This window comes from Streptomyces sp. LUP47B (assembly GCF_001746295.1).
Classification (GTDB): domain Bacteria; phylum Actinomycetota; class Actinomycetes; order Streptomycetales; family Streptomycetaceae; genus Streptomyces.
Map to the genome: position 1 here is coordinate 263,799 of NZ_MJAH01000001.1, position 17,404 is coordinate 281,202.

General features: G+C 68.5%; 13 protein-coding genes and 1 pseudogene. 2 read left to right on the forward strand and 12 right to left on the reverse strand.

Features of this window, described 5'->3' with window-relative positions:
* Window positions 1-183 precede the first annotated feature (183 nt).
* Both BFN33_RS01200 and BFN33_RS01205 read right to left on the reverse strand, forming a co-directional pair.
* On the reverse strand, window positions 184-1,296 hold the full coding sequence (locus BFN33_RS01200) for an alkene reductase (RefSeq protein WP_069757948.1): 1,113 nt from the start codon (window positions 1,294-1,296) through the stop codon (window positions 184-186).
* Between the two features lie 414 nt (window positions 1,297-1,710).
* On the reverse strand, window positions 1,711-3,057 hold the full coding sequence (locus BFN33_RS01205) for an aldehyde dehydrogenase family protein (protein WP_069757949.1): 1,347 nt from the start codon (window positions 3,055-3,057) through the stop codon (window positions 1,711-1,713).
* Between the two features lie 173 nt (window positions 3,058-3,230).
* Here BFN33_RS01205 and BFN33_RS01210 point away from each other — a divergent pair, with 173 nt between their 5' ends.
* On the forward strand, window positions 3,231-4,154 hold the full coding sequence (locus tag BFN33_RS01210) for a helix-turn-helix domain-containing protein (protein WP_069757950.1): 924 nt from the start codon (window positions 3,231-3,233) through the stop codon (window positions 4,152-4,154).
* A gap of 282 nt (window positions 4,155-4,436) precedes the next feature.
* Here the strand turns inward: BFN33_RS01210 and BFN33_RS01215 are convergent, their stop codons facing one another.
* The 7 genes and pseudogenes from BFN33_RS01215 to BFN33_RS53925 form a co-directional block, all read right to left on the reverse strand.
* Window positions 4,437-5,024 carry an isochorismatase family protein gene (locus tag BFN33_RS01215; RefSeq protein ID WP_069758881.1) on the reverse strand — a complete coding sequence of 196 codons (588 nt, stop codon included), beginning with the start codon at window positions 5,022-5,024 and terminating at the stop codon, window positions 4,437-4,439.
* Between the two features lie 110 nt (window positions 5,025-5,134).
* Window positions 5,135-6,058: an urease accessory protein UreD gene (locus BFN33_RS01220; protein ID WP_079140672.1), complete on the reverse strand. Its 924-nt coding sequence runs from the start codon at window positions 6,056-6,058 to the stop codon at window positions 5,135-5,137.
* On the reverse strand, window positions 6,055-6,744 hold the full coding sequence (gene ureG / locus BFN33_RS01225; RefSeq protein WP_069757951.1) for an urease accessory protein UreG: 690 nt from the start codon (window positions 6,742-6,744) through the stop codon (window positions 6,055-6,057). Before ureG ends, BFN33_RS01220 begins: the two co-directional genes overlap by 4 nt.
* 39 nt (window positions 6,745-6,783) lie before the next feature.
* Window positions 6,784-7,458 (reverse strand): urease accessory protein UreF, encoded by a 675-nt coding sequence (locus tag BFN33_RS01230; RefSeq protein ID WP_069757952.1) that lies wholly within the window; start codon window positions 7,456-7,458, stop codon window positions 6,784-6,786.
* A 108-nt stretch (window positions 7,459-7,566) separates the two neighbouring features.
* Complete coding sequence (locus BFN33_RS01235) at window positions 7,567-9,609, reverse strand: urease subunit alpha (RefSeq protein WP_079140483.1); 2,043 nt, start codon at window positions 9,607-9,609, stop codon at window positions 7,567-7,569.
* Window positions 9,606-10,034, reverse strand: a complete 429-nt coding sequence (locus BFN33_RS49180) for an urease subunit beta (protein ID WP_079140674.1) — start codon at window positions 10,032-10,034, stop codon at window positions 9,606-9,608. Before BFN33_RS49180 ends, BFN33_RS01235 begins: the two co-directional genes overlap by 4 nt.
* Window positions 10,035-10,160: 126 nt before the next feature.
* Window positions 10,161-10,457, reverse strand: a pseudogene (locus tag BFN33_RS53925) (urease subunit gamma); the annotation flags it as partial.
* Window positions 10,458-11,041: 584 nt separating this feature from the next.
* On the opposite strand from BFN33_RS53925, the gene BFN33_RS52970 reads away from it, so the two are divergent.
* Entirely contained in the window at window positions 11,042-11,254 is a 213-nt protein-coding gene (locus BFN33_RS52970) for a hypothetical protein (protein ID WP_176742273.1), read from the forward strand.
* Between the two features lie 287 nt (window positions 11,255-11,541).
* Here the strand turns inward: BFN33_RS52970 and BFN33_RS01250 are convergent, their stop codons facing one another.
* The 3 genes from BFN33_RS01250 to BFN33_RS01260 form a co-directional block, all read right to left on the reverse strand.
* Window positions 11,542-12,861 carry a ricin-type beta-trefoil lectin domain protein gene (locus BFN33_RS01250; RefSeq protein ID WP_069757954.1) on the reverse strand — a complete coding sequence of 440 codons (1,320 nt, stop codon included), beginning with the start codon at window positions 12,859-12,861 and terminating at the stop codon, window positions 11,542-11,544.
* A 71-nt stretch (window positions 12,862-12,932) separates the two neighbouring features.
* On the reverse strand, window positions 12,933-14,912 hold the full coding sequence (locus BFN33_RS01255) for an alpha-L-fucosidase (protein WP_069757955.1): 1,980 nt from the start codon (window positions 14,910-14,912) through the stop codon (window positions 12,933-12,935).
* Window positions 14,913-14,981: 69 nt separating this feature from the next.
* Entirely contained in the window at window positions 14,982-17,390 is a 2,409-nt protein-coding gene (locus BFN33_RS01260) for a ricin-type beta-trefoil lectin domain protein (RefSeq protein ID WP_069757956.1), read from the reverse strand.
* Window positions 17,391-17,404 lie beyond the last annotated feature (14 nt).

Below are 17,404 nucleotides of genomic sequence, written 5' to 3' on the forward strand. Positions count from 1 at the left end.
CCACCGAACGCAGGCTGCTGCCCAGGAACTTGCGGACCCTCAACGCCCTGACGGACCCGACGGTCCTCGAGCCGGTGATCGCCGGTGTGACCGCGGGCTCAAAGGGGCGGGCACAGTGTCGCCGGTCGGGCGCCTGTCCATGTGTGAGTGAGGCTGCCACATGGACAGGCGTGACCCTGGGCCTCAAGCCGATTCGAGGAAGGGGTAGTCGGTGTAGCCCTCGGCGCCCGGCCCGTAGAACAGTTCCGGCCGCGGTTCGTTCTCCGGGTGGCCCCCCTGCCAGCGCTGGAGCAGGTCGGGGTTGGCGATGAGGGCCCGGCCCACGACCACGGCATCGGCGTGGTCGGCCTCGATCTGCTGGAGCGCCTGCTCGCGGGTGGTCTGCCCCCCGAAGGGGCCGCTGTTGACGAGCAGCTTGCCGTCGTAGCGCCGCCGCAGCTGCTGTACAAGGTCGCCGCCCGGCTCGGCGTGCAGTACGGAGAGGTAGGCCAGGCCCAGCGGGCGCAGTTGGTCCACCAGGGTGCCGTAGGTGGCCAGGACGTCGTCCCGGTCGGTCTCGAAGACGTCCCCGAGGTCGACCTCCGGCGAGATCCGCAGTCCGACCCGCTCGGCACCGACGGCCTGGGCGACCGCCGTGACGACCTCGACGACGAAGCGGGCGCGGTTGTGCGGCGAGCCGCCGTACTCGTCGGTGCGCTGGTTGGCCGCCGGGGAGAGGAACTCCTGCAGCAGGTAGCCGTTGGCACCGTGGATTTCCACGCCGTCCGCTCCCGCCTCGATGGCCCGGCGGGCCGCGGTGACGAAGTCCTTAAGGGCTACCCGGATCTCTGCGGTGGTCATCGCTTCCGGTACGGGGTAGGGCTGCTCGCCCTTCTCGGTGAACGTCTTGTTGTCGATGGCGATCGCGCTGGGGGCGAGGATGCGGCGGCCGCCGTTGATGTCGGGGTGGGTGCCGCGGCCGGCGTGCATGATCTGCAGGACGATGCGGCCGCCCTCAGCGTGCACCGCCTCGAACACCCGCTGCCAGCCGGCCGCCTGCTCATCGGTGGCGATGCCCGGCTCACCGACATACCCCTGCGACGCGTGGTCGGGGTAGGTGCCCTCGGTGATGATCATTCCGACGCTCGCCCGCTGCCGGTAGTACTCGACCATCAGGTCCCCGGGAATGCCGGAGGAACCGGCCCGGACCCGGGTCATCGGTGCCATGACGATGCGGTTGGCGAGCTCGATCTTCCCGAGGGAGACGGGCGAGAAAAGCGACGGAACGGGCGAAACTTCTGAAATGTTGACAGTCATGGGTTTCTTTCTTTCTGCAATACGGAGGAAAGCGGGAGGAAGTTCTGCGATGCAGGGGTCCAGTCGCTGTCCCGGAACGGAGGCGCGGATGCGGTCCTCGGGCAGGCGCGGGCCCGCTGACGGTGACGCGGCTCCATGACCGCGATCGGGGTGTGCAGCGTGTTGGCGGCGACCGCGGCGAGAGCCGCATGCCGTCGGCGTCGACGTCGACACCGGTCAGGCGCAACTACCCGCCGGGGTACGGGCTTTCGTTCCTTGCGCACGATCAGCAGTCAGCCGCGCCCCCGCGAAGAGGACCGATACACGGCTTACGGCGGTGGCGGGAACAGCGATCTCAGCGCTCCTCATCCTCACCGGACTGAGGCACTTCCGCCGGCCGATCGCCCCTCGGACAGCCTGCTCCAAAGCGCGAGACTAGCTGAGCGGCACGTCCGCGACGGCCTTGAGATGGCTGAACGTCTCCAGGGAGTAGCGGCCGTGGTAGCGGCCCATGCCACTTTCGCCGACGCCACCGAAAGGCAGACCCGGCATGAGCAGCTGCATCACCGGCTGGCCCCAGGCGACGCCACCGGAGGACGTCTCCTTCACCAGGCGCGACTTGGTGTCCTCGGACGTGGTGAAGGCGTACAGCGCGAGTGGCTTGTCACGTTCGTTGATGAAGGCGATGGCGGCATCGAGGTCTTCGACTTCGACGACGGCGAGGATCGGACCGAAGATCTCCTCCTGCATGACCGGCGACGCGGGGTCGAGATCGGTCAGCACGGTCGGTGCGATGTAAAGGTCGTCGCGGTCGTGCTGGCCTCCCACCGCCGCCCGGCCGGAATCCAGCAGAGCGGTGAGCCGGTCGAAGTGCCGCTCGTTGATGATCCGGCCGAAGCCGGCCGAAGTCTGCGGAGTGGTCCCGAACTGGGCGTCGACCGCCGCGCGCAGGGCGGGAACCAGTGCGGCGGCGGTGGCGGGATCGGCCAGAACGTAGCCGGGGGCTATGCACTGCTGGCCCGTGTTGCCGAACTTGGCGCCGACCAGCCGCTTCGCGGTCTCGTCCACGTCGGCATCAGGCGCCACGAAGACCGGCGACTTGCCTCCGAGTTCGAGGGTGACCGGGGTGAGGTTCTTGGCGGCTGCGGCCATGACGATCCGGCCGACCGCGCCGTTACCGGTGTAGAAGATGTGGTCGAAACGCTGCGCCAGCAGGGCCGTGGTCTCCTCAGCGCCCCCCTCGACCACGGTGAGCACGTCAGCGTCGAAGTACTGGCGCAGCAGGCGGGAAGCCACCGCCGAGGTGTGCACCGACATCTCGCTCGGCTTGGCCACCACGGTGTTCCCGGCGGCCAGCGCGCCGATGATGGGGTCGATGAGAAGGTGCAGCGGGAAGTTCCACGGGGCGATCACCAGGACGACCCCGAGCGGGTCGTACGTGGTGTAGGCCGTGGTCGTGGGACCGAAGTGGGCAGGAACCTCCACCGGGCAGGGCTCAAGCCAGCTCTCGAGGTTCGCCAGTGCCTCGTCGATGTCGGCGACGGTGAAGTCGATCTCCTGCATTTTCGCCTCGGCGGCGTTCTTCCTCAGATCCGCCCAGAGCGCATCGAGCAGCTCCTGCTCGTTCTCCACCAGCAGGGCCCGCAGCCGCTGCAGCTGGCTGACGCGCCAGTGAAGTGGGCGGGTGACACCGGTGTTGAACGTCGCACGAAGGCGGCCCACCACCTCCGCAGCCGTCTCGCTCTGGTGCGTCCTCGACTCGATCCCCTGTGTTGCGCTCATGGGATGTACTCCGTTCCTGATCCAGGCCACGGCCCGGCCGTCTTCCAGCCGGGCACAGTGACGAGCGTGCTGGACTGACCGGCATCCACCCAGGTCACGGCTTTGCGTATGTGCGCGATGCCTACCACTGGTTGGGTCAGGAAGGTGTGCGTCCGACCGTGGATACTCGAGGCATGGACGGATACCCCGAACCGGTGCACGAGCCCACCGCCAGCGCTCTGGACCCGCGTGCCGAGCTCAGCGAGTTCCTGCGCACCCGACGCGCCCGGCTGAGGCCGGAGGACGTGGGGCTGCCGGACTACGGGCGGTACCGGCGTGTGCCGGGGCTGCGCCGCGAGGAGCTGGCGCAGCTGGCCGGGGTGTCAGTGGCCTATTACACGCGGCTGGAACAGGGCAACGGGCGGCACGTGTCGGCGGAGGTCCTCGACGCCATCGCCCGCGCGCTCAGACTGAGCGACGCCGAGCACGCCCACCTGACGCACCTGGCGAAGCCGAAGCAGCAGAAAAAGAAGCCGGCCGGCCGCGCCCAGCAGGTGCGGGGCCCCCTGCGGACGCTGCTGGACACCATGGACGGTGTTCCGGCGATCCTCGTGGGACGGCGCTCGGACATCCTCGTCTGGAACCGGATGGCCGCGGCGGTCTTCGGCGACTGGACCGAGCTGCCGGCGAGGGAGCAGAACTGGGCCCGGCTGGTCTTCCTGCGGCCCGAGTACCGCGACCTGTTCGTGGACTGGGAGCACAAAGCCAGCGACATCGTCTCTCAGCTGCGCATGGACGCCGGCTCCCATCCGGACGACCCCCGGCTGTCCGCGCTGGTGGGCGAACTCTCCGTGAAGAGCGAAGAGTTCAGGCGACTGTGGGCCACCCACGACGTCAAGGAGAGGTGCCACAGTATCCAGCGCCTGCATCACCCGCTCGTCGGCGAACTCGATCTCCGCCTCGAGTCGTTCCACCAGGCCGACGCCCACGAGCAGATGCTGGTGACCTACCACGCCGAACCGAACTCCCCGTCGGCGGAGGCCCTGCGACTGCTGGCCAGCTGGGGAACGGATGCGACCCGGGCCGGAACAGGCACGTCATCGGCACGCACGGCTTGATCAACTCCCCTTGATCACGGTAGTCGGCTGCGCGCCACGCCCCGCGTCCTGTCGCACGCAAGACGCCTCCGGGGGGTGTCGGATTCAGGACGCCATCGGCATCGTCGGCCTGACCACCATCGCGAGCTGACCCACGTCTGTCTCAACGGCGCCTGTACCGCCTCGTTGAAACAACGCGCTCAAGACCCTGCTGCTCTTGGCCGGCTTGCCGTGAGGTTGCTGGTTGAACTGTGCGAGTCCATGACGCCAGGTCCCGGAGAGTGATCAGTGAGTGTTGCCGGCTTATGCGGGGACCGTTCCGGAGGCGGTGACGCCGGCCTGCTGGAAATCTTCAAGGGTGGCTGCGGTGGTGTCCTGGGCGACACCAACGGAGTAGTCCAGGCGTACGTGTGCCCGGAAGCCGGCCTTCACCGCGTCGAGTGCGGTCGCGCGTACGCAGTGGTCGGTGGCGATACCTACCACGTCGACGTCCTCCACTCCACGTGCACGCAACCAGTCGGCCAGAGGGGTGCCCTGTTCGTCGGCGCCTTCGAAGCCGCTCTTGGAGGCGCTGTGCGCGCCCTTGAAGAAGACGGCGTCGACCTTGCCGCCGGTGACGGCGGGGGCGAAGTTGGGGTGGAACTCGCCGCCTTCGCCTCCGACTACGCAGTGGACGGGGAAGCTGTCCTTGAAGTCGGGGTGTTCGGAGAAGTGGCTGCCCGGATCGATGTGATGATCCCGGGTAGCCACGACGTATTCATAGTCGCGTCCCGCGCTGTGCTCCACCAGGTCCGCGATGGCCGAGGCGATCCGCGCACCTCCCGCGACAGGGACGCTGCCTCCCTCACAGAAGTCTTTCTGCACATCCACGATGATCAAGCCTCGGCTCATCACGAACACCTTCCAGAACGGCGGCACAGGAGAAGGGGGCGTGACCTCACCGGGTCACGTTCGGGAATCCTTCCGATGCTGGTCCAGCATGGTCAGCAATTCCCGACAATTTACGTCGAACGGATGATTTGGGATTGAGGCAGCATGGGCGCCGCCGTGGCGGCGGGCACCAGGTTTCTACGGGCGAGAGCGTGTGCGTGTGCTTGGTCGAGCAGGTGTCGCAGCCTTGAGGTGGTGGGTGCGACGGCGGTGGCGAGCAGTGCCGGGCCGCCTGCCAGCGGCGCGAGGCAGGCACAGCCGTCGTTCGTGCCTTCGCCGCCGAGCAGGACGGGGTCCCGTCGGACGTCGAGGCGCGGGTCGACGATGAGGAGTTGGCCGACGGCGCGGTGCCCGTTCAGGACGGCCGGGCCGTCCCAGCCGGGTTCTGGGGCCCCGTAGGCGCTGTGCTGGTCGAGCAGGGGGCGTCCGGCGCGGTGGACCAGGATCCGGGTGACGAGGTGGCCGGGTTCCTCGCCGGCCCGGCCCAGGAGCTGTTCTTCTCGCAGCACCAGGCGTGCGGTGGCGGCGAGTTCCACGGTGTAGGTCTGGCGCAGGTTGCTGCCTGCGGCGCAGATCAGGGGCTGTGGCAGCCAGCGCAGACGGGCGTGTTCTGCGATGGTGAGGCGCACGTCGTAGGTGGCCGCGTCGGTGGTGGGGCCGCGCAGAGCGAGTGTGGCGGCGGCCGTGGTGACCTCCAGTTCAGCCCGGTCCTCGGCTGTGATGTCGAGGGTGAGCCGGTCACCGCCCAATGGGGCGCTCATCGCGCTGATGATTCCCACGGTGGCGGCGTTGCCGTGGGTGCGCAGGCGCCGCAGGTGGAAGGGACCGTCGCTGTGCAGTTGCGGCAGGGTGGTGACGCGTCCGTTGTGCACGGCGCGGATCCGGGCCGTGGCGCGTACGCCATCGGGGTGCCCAGCGGGCTGGTGGGTTCCCGCTGAGGGGATGTCGGGGCCCGACGTGGTTCGAGCGGCGGCCAGTTGGGAGGAGGGGCTCATGCGGTTGCCCCAGTGCGCCACTTGTTGAGGTGGCAGGTGACCCAGTCGGCGACGTCGCGGATGCCGTCGGTCGTGGTGAGGCTGGTGAAGATGACGGGGAGGTCGCCGCGCTGTCGTTTCGCGTCGGTGGCCATGGTGCCCAGGTCGGCGCCCACGTGCGGGGCGAGGTCGGTCTTGTTGATGATGAGGAGGTCGGCGGTGGTGATGCCGGGGCCGCCCTTGCGGGGGATGTCGTCGCCGCTGGCCACGTCGATGACGAAGATCTGCACGTCGACGAGGCCCTTGGAGAAAGTGGCGGTGAGGTTGTCGCCGCCGGACTCGATGAGGACGAGGTCGAGGGGGTGCAGGGTGGCTTCGAGGTGTTCGACGGCTTCCAGGTTGGCGGAGATGTCGTCGCGGATCGCGGTGTGGGGGCAGGCGCCGGTCTCCACAGCGGTGATCCGCTCGGGCGGCAGGACAGCTTCGCGCCGCAGGAACTCGGCGTCCTCGCGCGTGTAGATGTCGTTGGTGACCACCGCGATCGGCCAGGTATCGCGCAGGGCGCGGCACAGCGCGGCGACGGTCGCGGTCTTGCCGGAGCCGACCGGGCCGCCCAGGCCGACGCGCAGGGCGCGGCGGCTGCCGTCAGGCCGGGTCGCCGAAATGCTGGGGGTGTGCTCGTGAGGCTGGGAGTGGTCGAGGTGCATGGCAACTCCGTCGAAAGGCTCAGGTGTGGTTGATGCTCGTCAGGAGGCGAAGAGGCGGGCGGTCCAGGCGGCGTGCTGCTGTGCGGTGATGTCCAGCAGGGGTGAGGAAGCCGACGGCAGGGCGTTGAGGCCCTCGGTCAGGGCGCGTGTCGCGGCGTCGGCCGCGGCTTGTGCGACGTGATCGGTTTCGGGACCGAGGCGAGCCAGCAGGCCGGAGGCGTCGAGCGGGTCGAGGCTCAGCAGGCGCACGGCCGCAGTGGCCGGGCCGCCGACGCTCTCATAAGCGACGGCGTAGGCGGCGTCCAGCGGGTTGAGCCCGGCGGCCCGGGCGGCAAGGCCCAGCACGATGGGCTGGTGGGCGCCCTGGGGACGGGCGGCGGCCAGCAGTTCCAGGTCGTCGGACGGGAAGGTGGCACGGGCGGCGCGCATCATCTGCCGACCGAGCCTGCGGGCGACGGCACGCAGGGCGGGGACGGGAGTGCGCGCGTCGGCGGCATCGTCGAGCAGCAGCGGGTCGACTCCGGCGGCGGCCGCGGCGGCCAGGGCGGCCGCCGTCAGACCGGTGGTGTGCAGACGTCCGCGGCAGAACGCCTCCAGGCTGGGGGTGTCGTGTACGGCTTTGTGGGCGACGGCGGCTTCGACACCACCGGAGTGGGCGTGCCCGCCGGCGGGGAAGCGGCCATCGGCCAACAAGAGCAGGGCTGCGCGGCTCATGGGTGAGCGGGGTGACCTTTCGCAGGGTCGGATGGTGATGCGGGGGCCCAGGCTGGCACATCGGGCCAGCCGCAGCGGCAGGCCCGGAGCGGCCGGTCGGGTGGCGGTTCAGAAGAGGAAGTACCTCTGTGACAGGGGGACTTCGGTGACGTAGGAGCGCGGCACCGTGGCCCCGTTGAGTTCGGTGCGGGCGTCACTGGTGGTCGCACCGCCGATGGTGACCTCGAAGCTGTTGTGGTCGACCTCGAGGCTCTGGGGCACCGTGTCGTTCAGCTTCATGTCGGCCTTCGTGACGTGCCGGGTGCTGGTGATGTCCACGAAGTCCTTGTCGAGGCCGAGACCCGGATTGCTGCTGGTGCCGTCTCCGTTCAGGTTGCCGGCCACTCCGGGAGCCACGAAGTTCACCGAGTTGCGTCCCGGGGAGCGGCCGGTGGAGCCCCAGACGGGGCGCGGCAGGTAGGGCTGCGGCGTGGTGATCGACGCGTTGGCGTCGCCGACCTGCGCGTAGGCGAGCTGGCCGCCCTTGAGGAGCATGTGCGTTTTCACACCGAAGAACTTCGGCTCCCACAGCACCAGGTCGGCGAGCTTCCCGGTCTCCACGGAGCCGGTGTGGCCGTCGATGCCGTGTGTGATCGCGGGGTTGATCGTGTACTTGGCGACGTACCGGCGGGCGCGGAAGTTGTCGTTCGGCTGCAGCTGCTGGTCGTTGAAGGAGTGGTTCGTGTCGTCGGTGATCGTGCGGACCTTGGCGGCTTCGAGGTCCTCCTTCAGTGGCCCGTAGCGGCATTTCATGACGTGTGCGGTCTGCCAGGTCCGCATGATCATCTCCCCGATGCGGCCCATCGCCTGGGCGTCGGAGGACATCATCGAGATGGCGCCCATGTCGTGGAGGAGGTCCTCCGCGGCCATGGTGGACGGCCGGATCCGGGAGTCGGCGAAGGCCAGGTCTGCCGGGATATCCGGGTTGAGGTGATGGCAGACGATCATCATGTCGACGTGCTCCTTGACGGTGTTGACCGTCAAAGGGCGGGTCGGGTTGGTCGAGGCCGGCAGGACGTTCGGGTCCTTGACCAGCTCGATCATGTCGGGCGCGTGACCGCCGCCGGCGCCCTCGACGTGGAAGATGTGGATGGAGCGTGCCTTCTTCGCCGTGAACTTCCCGTCCGCGTCCCTGGCATCGCCGGTGAAGGCGGCCCGTGTGCTCTCGAGGAACCCCGACTCGTTCAGTGAGTCGGCATGCAGGGCGAGCTGGACACCGCGCTCTTCGCAGATGTCCAGGGCCCGGTCGATCACCGCGGGCGTGGCGCCCCAGTCCTCGTGGACCTTGAAGCCGCAGACACCGGCGTCCACCTGCGCGTTGAGCTCGTGCTTGTTCATCGTGCTGCCCTTGCCGAGCAGGCCGATGTTGACGGGAAACTCATCCAGCGCCTCGAAAAGCCGCCTGATGTGCCAGGCGCCCGGTGTCACCGTGGTGGCCGTACTGCCCTCGGCCGGTCCCGTGCCGCCGCCGATCAGGGTGGTCACGCCCGAGGCCAGCGCCTCGTGGATCTCCCCGGGACAGATGAAGTGGACATGGGTGTCCACGCCACCGGCGGTGAGGATCCGGCCGTTGCCGGAGATGACCTCGGTGCTCGGGCCGACCACGAAACTCTCCGGCGTCACCGGAACCGGCATGGCGTTGCCGGCAGTCGTACGGTCCGGCGCCTCGAACCGGTTGCTCAGGATCGGATCCATGGTCTCGGGGTTGTACGCCTTGCCGATGGCCGCGATCCTGCCGTCGCGGATGCCGATGTCGGCCTTGACCACACCCCACCAGTCGAGGATCAACGCGCCGGTGATGACGGTGTCCACGGGCCTGTGGTTGGTGGCGTTGCCTTTGCTGTTCCTGCCGTCCCTGGCGAGGTGGGACATCCCCATCGACTCGCGGATCACCTTGCCGCCGCCGAAGATCAGCTCATTGCCGCTGTATGACGGGCCGCCGCTCCAGTCGGCCTCGATCTCCAGCGTGAGATCGGTGTCGGCGAGCCGGACCCTGTCCCGCGTGGTCGGCCCGTACAGCGCGGTGTATTCCGCCCGCGTCAGTTCATTGCTCGGCTTCAGCTGGGCCTTCTCAGGCTGCGGCGCCTGGCCTCGTCCCTGCGGATTGCTCATCGGACGATCCCTTCGCGCAGTCCCTGGATCTTGGCGAGGTCGCTGGTGTTGCTGCCTCCGGCTGTGACCTCGCCCTGGATCTGCACCAGTTCCACACAGCACTCGTCGCCCGGTTCGAAACGCACGGAGGTACCCGCGGCGATGTTGAGCCGCCGGCCCCTCGCCGCGTCGCAGTTCCACAGACTGCGGTCCCGGGGAACCGTCTGACCGGCGGGGACCTCGACGCTGACGAGCTTCAGCCCCGGGTTGACCTCGGCGAAGTGATAGTGGGAGCCGACCTGGATGGGACGGTCGGACTCGTTCTTCACCCTGATCTTCGTTCTGCCCGGCCCCGGCAAGGTGGTGGCGTCCGTCTGCAGGCTGACGCCCCGCGTGTCCCCGTCGAGGTGGACGTTGAAGCAGATCGCGGCGTACCGGCGGGCCATTTCGTCGTCCTCCTGGCAGCCTACGGACGAGTCGCCGCAATCGGCCGGCCCCTGTGACGTGCGGGGTGGCTGGGGGTGCTCCACTTTGCCCGGATAGACGCCGGACCCCTCTGCTGCGGCCTCCGGAAGGGGGTCGTGGATGGTGACGAGCTTGGTGCCGTCGGGGAAGGTCGCTTCCACCTGGACGTTTTTGATCATTTCCGGGACGCCGTCCATCACGTCGTCACGGGTGAGTACCTGCCGGCCCGAGTCCATGATGTCGCTGACCGTCTTGCCGTCGCGTGCTGCTTCGAAGACGTGAACGGTCAGCAGGGCCATCGTCTCGGGGTAGTTCAGACGCAGTCCCCGGTCGCGGCGCTTGCGGGCCACGTCGGCCGCGACGTGGATCAGCAGGCGTTCCTGTTCATGCGGAGTCAAATGCACGATGACTCGTTTCTGTTGTGCGGATCGTGCGTGCGGCCGGGCATGGCCAGGTCGCGGACAACGCTCCCCGGACGGCAACGGACGCTCTACGAGCATCAGCGGGACAAGAACGGCGAAACGACCGAACGGCGGCTGACCCACACCATCTGATGAATCCGCGGGCCACCCGGTTTTCACCCCGCCAAGCGAGGAAGAAGCCGGGACGCAGACCTGCGTCAGGTGCAGGGGAGGCCTCGGCACGTGACTGGCCAACCAGCGTCATCACCCGGTCCCGGCCGGGCTGATGCCCAGGTCATCTGCGGCCACAAGGACATCAACACCACGATGGGCTACAACGCGATCTACCCACACGACACGATCGAAGCCCATCGAGCCTTCATCGCCCGCCGTCGGGCCCTGCGGCCCGCAGGCCCGCATACCGGACGCCCACCGCCGAAGAGTAGGACCGGTCCCTCGGGCACTTCGAGAAGCGCAAGCTCTCCATCGGCATCTGCGGACGCTCCTTCGGAACGCCCTGCATCCACGAACACGCCTGCGTCCGCTGCTCCTTGCTTCGCCCCGAGCCCACCCAGCGCCCGCGTCTGGTGGAAATCCGCGACAACCTGCTCGCCCGAATCACGGAGGCCGAACGCGAGGGTTGGGTGGGCGAACTGGACCGACTCGAAGTCAGCCTGGCGGGCGCGCAGGACAAACTTGCCCAGCTCGACGCTGAACAGACACGCCGAGGTCAGGCCGTCGACCTGGGCATGCCGGCCTTCCCGGACATCGCCGGCCGCGACGGCACCTTACCCCTGTGACCCGGACGAGATGCCCCTCGGCACTCCAGGCGATGTGTCAGTGAGAGTGTGTGAATCGGAATGCCTCTCTTCAGTATCAGGCCGTCCGAAGGGTAGCGACGTGGACCTGCCCGCACACGCCTCTGTGGGGGGCTGGTCTCCGCCATCCACGTCGGCGACGTCGAGGCCGTCGCGGTGATCAATGGCGGGATGTATTGATCATTATCGTCGTTAACTCAGGCCTTCAATCAGGTGGTGGGAGGCCCTCGGGGCCGGGTCCGTACGGTGTCGGACCCGGCCCCCGCCTGTCAGTTCTGCAGGCGCCAGTGCTGATTGGCGCCACCCGAGCAACTCCACAGCTGGACTTTCGTCCCGTTGGCCGTCGCCTGGCCACTGGCGTCCAGGCAGAGCCCCGACTGCGCTGCCGTGATCGTGCCGTCGGGGTTGATGTTCCACTGCTGGTCCGGCTGCCCGCTGCAGTCCCAGATCGCCGCAGGGGTGCCGTTGCCCGCGCCCTGGCCGACGCCCAGGCACTTGTTGCCGTAGACGACCAGCTGCTTTCCGGCGGAGTAGGTCCACCGCTGGTTGGAGCCGCCGTTGCAGTCCCACAGCTGTGCCTGCGTGCCGTTGGCCGTGGTCGAGTTGTTGATGTCGAGGCAGCGTCCGGACTGCTGACCGACGATCTCCTGGTTTTCGGAGGGCTGCGGTGTCGGCGGCGTGCTCGAGCCGAACTGGGTGAAGAACTGCCACACCGCTGCCGACGTCCAGGTGCGCCAGCCGTCACCGGTGGAACCGTCGATGGGGCCCGGGTCGTGGCCCGCTCCGTCGAACGCGGCCCAGACGACGGGGTATCCGGACCTGCAACCGGAGTAGGTGGTGATGATGTGCGTCAAGCTTCCGTTGGCCGGCTCGGGCGGGTTCTGCGGGGTGCAGCCGTTCGTCCGGACGAAGGTGTCGCGCAGGTCTCGTCCCGACTGGATGGGCAGCACGTTGTCCCTGAGGCCGTGCAGTCCCATGTAGGCGATGGGCTGGTTGCCGCCGTTGCAGCCGCTGAGGTTCGCGCCGGAGTAGACCGCGACCGCGCGGAAGACCGTCGCCCGGGAGCAGGCGAGGGCGTACGACATCGCGCCGCCGTAGCTGAAGCCGGCGGAGAACAGCTGGGTGGTGTCCACGCACAGGCCCGATTCGATCTGGTTGACCATGGCGTCGACGAAGGCCACGTCCTGGCCGCCGGGGTTGGCCCAGCCGTTGCCGTTGCCCTGGGGGGCGACGAAGATCGTGCTGTTGTTCGCGTTGTCCGCCAAGCGCCTGAGGCCGTAGTAGGACCAGTTGTAGCCGTCCGTGCCTCCCGAGTCGACGTCGTTCGCGGTGCCGCCCCGCCAGTGGAAACCGAAGACCAGCCGGTAGGGGTGGTTGCTGTCGTAGCCGGCCGGGACCCGCAGGATGTAACTGCGATTCTGGCCGCCGCTCTGAATCGTGTGATTGCCGCTGGTCAGCGCCGGCGCCTTGCCGCAGCCGGCGCTCGCCGCGGCGGCGGACCTCGTGGCCGGCGCGGGGGTGCCGAGGGCGCTGCTGAACGAGGTGCCCGCGGTGGTCAGGATAAGGAGCAGTGCGGCCGCGATGGACATTAAGAGCGGTTTACGTTCCATGCTCTCCTTCTTCCGTGGTCGAGTTCTGCTGTCCTACGGGGAGCGCCGGTTCACACCCCGGTGATGGTCCACGCGTTGTTGGTGCTGGAGTTCGGGGTCCACAGCACCGTGGTGGAGCCGGCCGTGGTGCTGCCGCTGCCGTCGAGGGCGGTGCTGGTGCCCCGGTTGACGATCTGGTAGCGGTTGTCGCCGAGGCTGTTGAGCGACCACTGCTGGTTGTTGCCACCGTTCCACGCTTCCTGGCGGGCTGGAGCGCCGTTGGCGGCGTTGCCCCAGCTGTCGGCGGCCATGCCGTTGGTGCGGTTCATGATGCGGTAGTAGCCGTTGCCCAGGTCGATCAGCTGCCACTGCAGGTTGGTGCTGCCGTCGTAGTTCCACTGCTTGAGGTTGGAGCCGGCGGCGACGCTGCCCCCGCTGTCGAGTACCAGTCCGCTGGTCACGTTGGCGATCCTCACCCAGGTCGTGGAGCCGCCCGGCGCGCCCAGGACAGGGATCTCACCCGAGAAGGTGAGCTTGACCGTGTACGCCAGCGCGCTGTAGGGCGGGTTGGACGACGGCATCGCCAGGTGCAGGCCGGACGCGTCCTGGGCCGGTGCGGGCAGGTCGATGTAGGTGCCCGCGGTGTTGCCGAGCAGTTGGGCGCCGGTCAGGCTGCTGAGGTTGATCTGGTTCGAGTTCAGCGTCGTGACGGTCATGGTGCCGCCCTGCCAGCCCAGGGCAGTGGCGTACAGGACCTTGTTGTCGCGGCTGCGGGTGAACCGGATGTCCTGCGGTTTGCCGGCCACCGGTCCGCTGAAGGAGCCTCCGCCCATCTTGGTGGGGCCCTCGCCGTAACTGGCCCAGGAGCGGGTGGAGTAGACCGCCTCTCCGAAGCGGCCGAGCCAGTCGCCCATGGCGAGCAGGATGGACTGCTGTCCGGAAGGGATGGTGCCGTCGGCCATCGGGGCGATGTTCAGCAGCATGTTGCCGCCCTTGCTGACCCGGTCGATCAGCGAGTGGAGCAGCGCCTGCGTCGAGTAGTAGCCGATGCCCACCGTGTAGCACCAGCTGGAGGAGGAGATGCTGTCGTCGGTCAGCCAGTAGGGGGTGAGCAGCCCCGCCGGTCCGCCGCGCTCGAAGTCGAAGACCTCACCCTTGTTGTTGAGGCCGTCCTTGTAGGTCGCGACCACGTCCGTGTTCCACGCGACGGCTTGGTTGTAGTAGTGCGCGAGGAACTGGAGCCGGTAGGACTCCTGCACCAGGTGCAGGTTGAAGTCCTGCCAGACCAGGTCCGGTTGGTAGCCGTCGATGACCTCGACCAGCTTGTCGTACCAAAGCTTGTTCTCCGCCGCCGTGCCCTGCTGGCCGTAGAGGATGCGGAGCATCGGGTCCGACTGGTTCGGCACGTTGTCGTAGAAGCCGGTGAAGTGGTAGGCGTGGTGCAGGGAGGCCATGAACTTCAGTCCCTGCCCGCGGATGGCCTGCGCGTGCAGCCCCGCCAGGTCGAGTCTGGGGCCGTGCTGGACCGAGTTCCACGGGTTGGCGCGGCTGTTCCACATGGAGAAGCCGTCGTGGTGCTCGGCGACCGGGCCGGCGAACCGGGCGCCCGCGGCCTTGAACAGCCGGGCCCAGGCGTCCGGGTCGAACTTGCCGCCCTGGGAGACCAGTTTGGGGGCGAACTGGACGAAGTTGCCCGCCTTGTCACGGGCGCCGTCGATGAAGTTGTGGTACGGCCATGCCGAGGGGTCGCCGTAAGTGGCCTTGTGGTGGTTGTTCTCGGCCGAGCCGCCGATGTACATGTTGCGCGGATACCACTCGTTGCCGAAGGCGGGGACGCTGAAGACGCCCCAGTGGTAGTAGATGCCGAACTTGGCGTCCTGGAACCAGGCCGGGGCCGGGGGGTGCTGGTCCACGGAGGTCCAGCTCGCGGTGTAACTTCCGGGGCCGTCGGTGGCGGCGGCCTCGGGCGCGAACCGCAGCAGGCCGTAGGCCGTCGCCGCGCCGGCCGCGGCCAGCAGTCGGCGCCGGCTGAGCGGCAGGGAGGAGGACATGTGGGGGCCTCTCGGAGGAATTGACGGAAGGGCTGTCTTCGGTCGCTGATCGTCAGCCGGGCACCCGGATCAGTCGCGCGTCCACTTCTGGTTGCTGCTGCCGTTGCAGGTCCACAGCTGCAGCAGGGTGCCGTTGGCCGTTCCGGCGCCGGTGGCGTCCAGGCACAGAGCGGACTGGTCGCCGGTGATCGTGCCGTCGGCGTGGAGCGTCCACTTCTGGTTGCCGCCGCCGGTGCAGTCCCAGATGTCCACCTTGGTGCCGGGGCTGGTGCCCTGGCCCGCGGCGTCCAGGCAGTCGCTGCCGTAGACCCGCAGCTCGCCGGCGGAGGTGTTCGTCCACTGCTGGTTGCTGCCGCCGTTGCAGTCCCACAGCGCCACCTGGGTACCGGCCGTCTGCGACTGGTTCGGTACGTCCACGCACCGGCCGGAGCCGACTCCGACGATCGCGCCGGTCGTGCCGCCGTCGTTTCCGCCGCTGCCGGGCGTGATGGACAGGTTGTCGAACTGTGCCGTCTCGCCCTGGCTGGTCCCGTAGCCGATCTGCCCGGCGGCCCAGGTGCGGTCGCTCACGGAACCGACCGTGGCGCCGTCGATGGCGGCGGTGATCGTGGTGCCGGAGAAGGTGAGGGCCACGGAGTGCCACCGGTTGGTGCCGAGCGCTGCGGTGGTGCCACGGGCCAGGGTGGTGACGTTGCCGTTGGTGTTCGAGTTGAGGATCGACCAGGCCCCGGTGTCGCTCACCCGCAGCCGGTAGGCGTTCTGGCCGCCGGTGCGGTCGTAGTCGTGGCCGCCCGCACGGCCGATCAGCTCGGCGTATCCGGGCTGTTCCAGCAGCACGTCCGACGTGAGGGTGTAGTTGCCCCAGCCCACGTCACCGAGCAGGGCGTGCGGATCGGTCAGCGAGTCCCAGGTGATCGGCTTCTGCGGGCTCATCTGGCGTACGCACTTTCCGCTGCGGCCGTCGCCGCAGCCCACCGCCTCGAAGGCGCCCTGCCAGTCCATGAGGTACTTCGCCTCGGTGCCGGTGGCGTAGCCGTCGAAGGAGTCGCTGTACGGCAGCTTCAGCGCGCTCCGGGCGGGACCGGTGGCGGTGCCCTTGCCCTGTCCGGTCGTGGTGGTCAGGGTGTACAGGTGGCCGGGCTGGACGGTCAGGCTGAATCCGCCGCCGGACGGGGTGATGTCCGTGGTGTGCACGAAGTGGTCGGCCGGGTTGGCGGACCCGACGTCGGTGGACCAGACGTGGACGGTTCCGGCGGACAGTCCCCCGGTGAGGTTGAAGTTCAGCGTCTGCGCGCTGCCGGCGTCCACGGTCTCGATGACCGTGGAGTAGTCGGAGTTGTTCGGGGACTTGAGCGAGACGTAGCTTCCGTTGGCGCGGTTGCCGCCGATGTAGCCGCTGGACGCGTCGAGGTAGTGCCATCCCGGGCTGGTGAACTGGCTGGTGTGAGCCATCACCCAGGTGTTCTTGCCGATCGAGTAGGAGCCGGACCACGGCTGCGCGGCCAGGGCCATGCCCATGGTGGGGTACGGCAGGTTGGGGGTGAGCGCGGCGACCACGGGCCAGTTGAGGTACGCGGTCATGCGTCCGTCGATGTATCCGCGGTTGATGCCGCGGGCCATGGCCTGCGCTCCCCCGTTGTAGTCGTCCGAGCCGTTCTCGCTCGCCCACAACGGCTTGCCGGAGGACATGGCGGCCGCCGGCACCGTGCAGGTGGCCTGGGAGGACCGGTACCCGCAGGGATAGTGCGTGCCGATGGCGCTCACCGCGGAGGCGAACGACGGGTTGGAGTTGACGTCGTTCGCCACGGACCAGTCCGAGTCGGCCGCGACGATCTTGACGCTGCCGTAGCCGTTGCTGTTGAGGGCGCTCCGCAGTTGCTGGTACCAGGAGACGTTGTAGCCTCGCTCGTTCCATCCGCCGAGGTAGTCGATGCTCAGCCCGTGCTGCTTGGCGCAGCCCAGCCACGAGACCAGGTAGTTGACCATGTCGGTGGACCAGAAGTTGCCGTTGCCGATCCAGCCCGGGGCGCCCCAGGCGAGCCCGTACAGCTTGATGTTGGGGTTGCGGGCCTTGGCCTGCTCCATCAGCCACCATTCGTAGCCCCGGTCGCAGTTCAGGTCGGAGCGGGTGTGCTGGTGGCTGGGCTCGGCTCCCGAGGTGGAGTTGGTGTCCCCGCCGATCTCGGCCTTGAGTATCTGCAGGGAGGCGCCGTAGCCGGGCCGGAAGAGGTAGTCGAGGACCTGGCCGCGCTGGGGCTCGGGATAGTCGATCAGGAGCCTGCTGTTGCCGCCTCCTCCGCTGATCGCGCCGACGCCGTCGAAGGTCCGTCCGCCTGACGCGCCGTTGAGGGTGATGGAGGTGGCGGCCTGGGCCGGGGTGGCGGCTGTGCCCACGACGCCGCCGGCGGCCAGGACGAGGCCCGCGAGTACGGCCGTCGGGACGCGCAGGCGCCGTAACAGCCGTCCGAATGCTGACACGGTGGTTCCTTTCG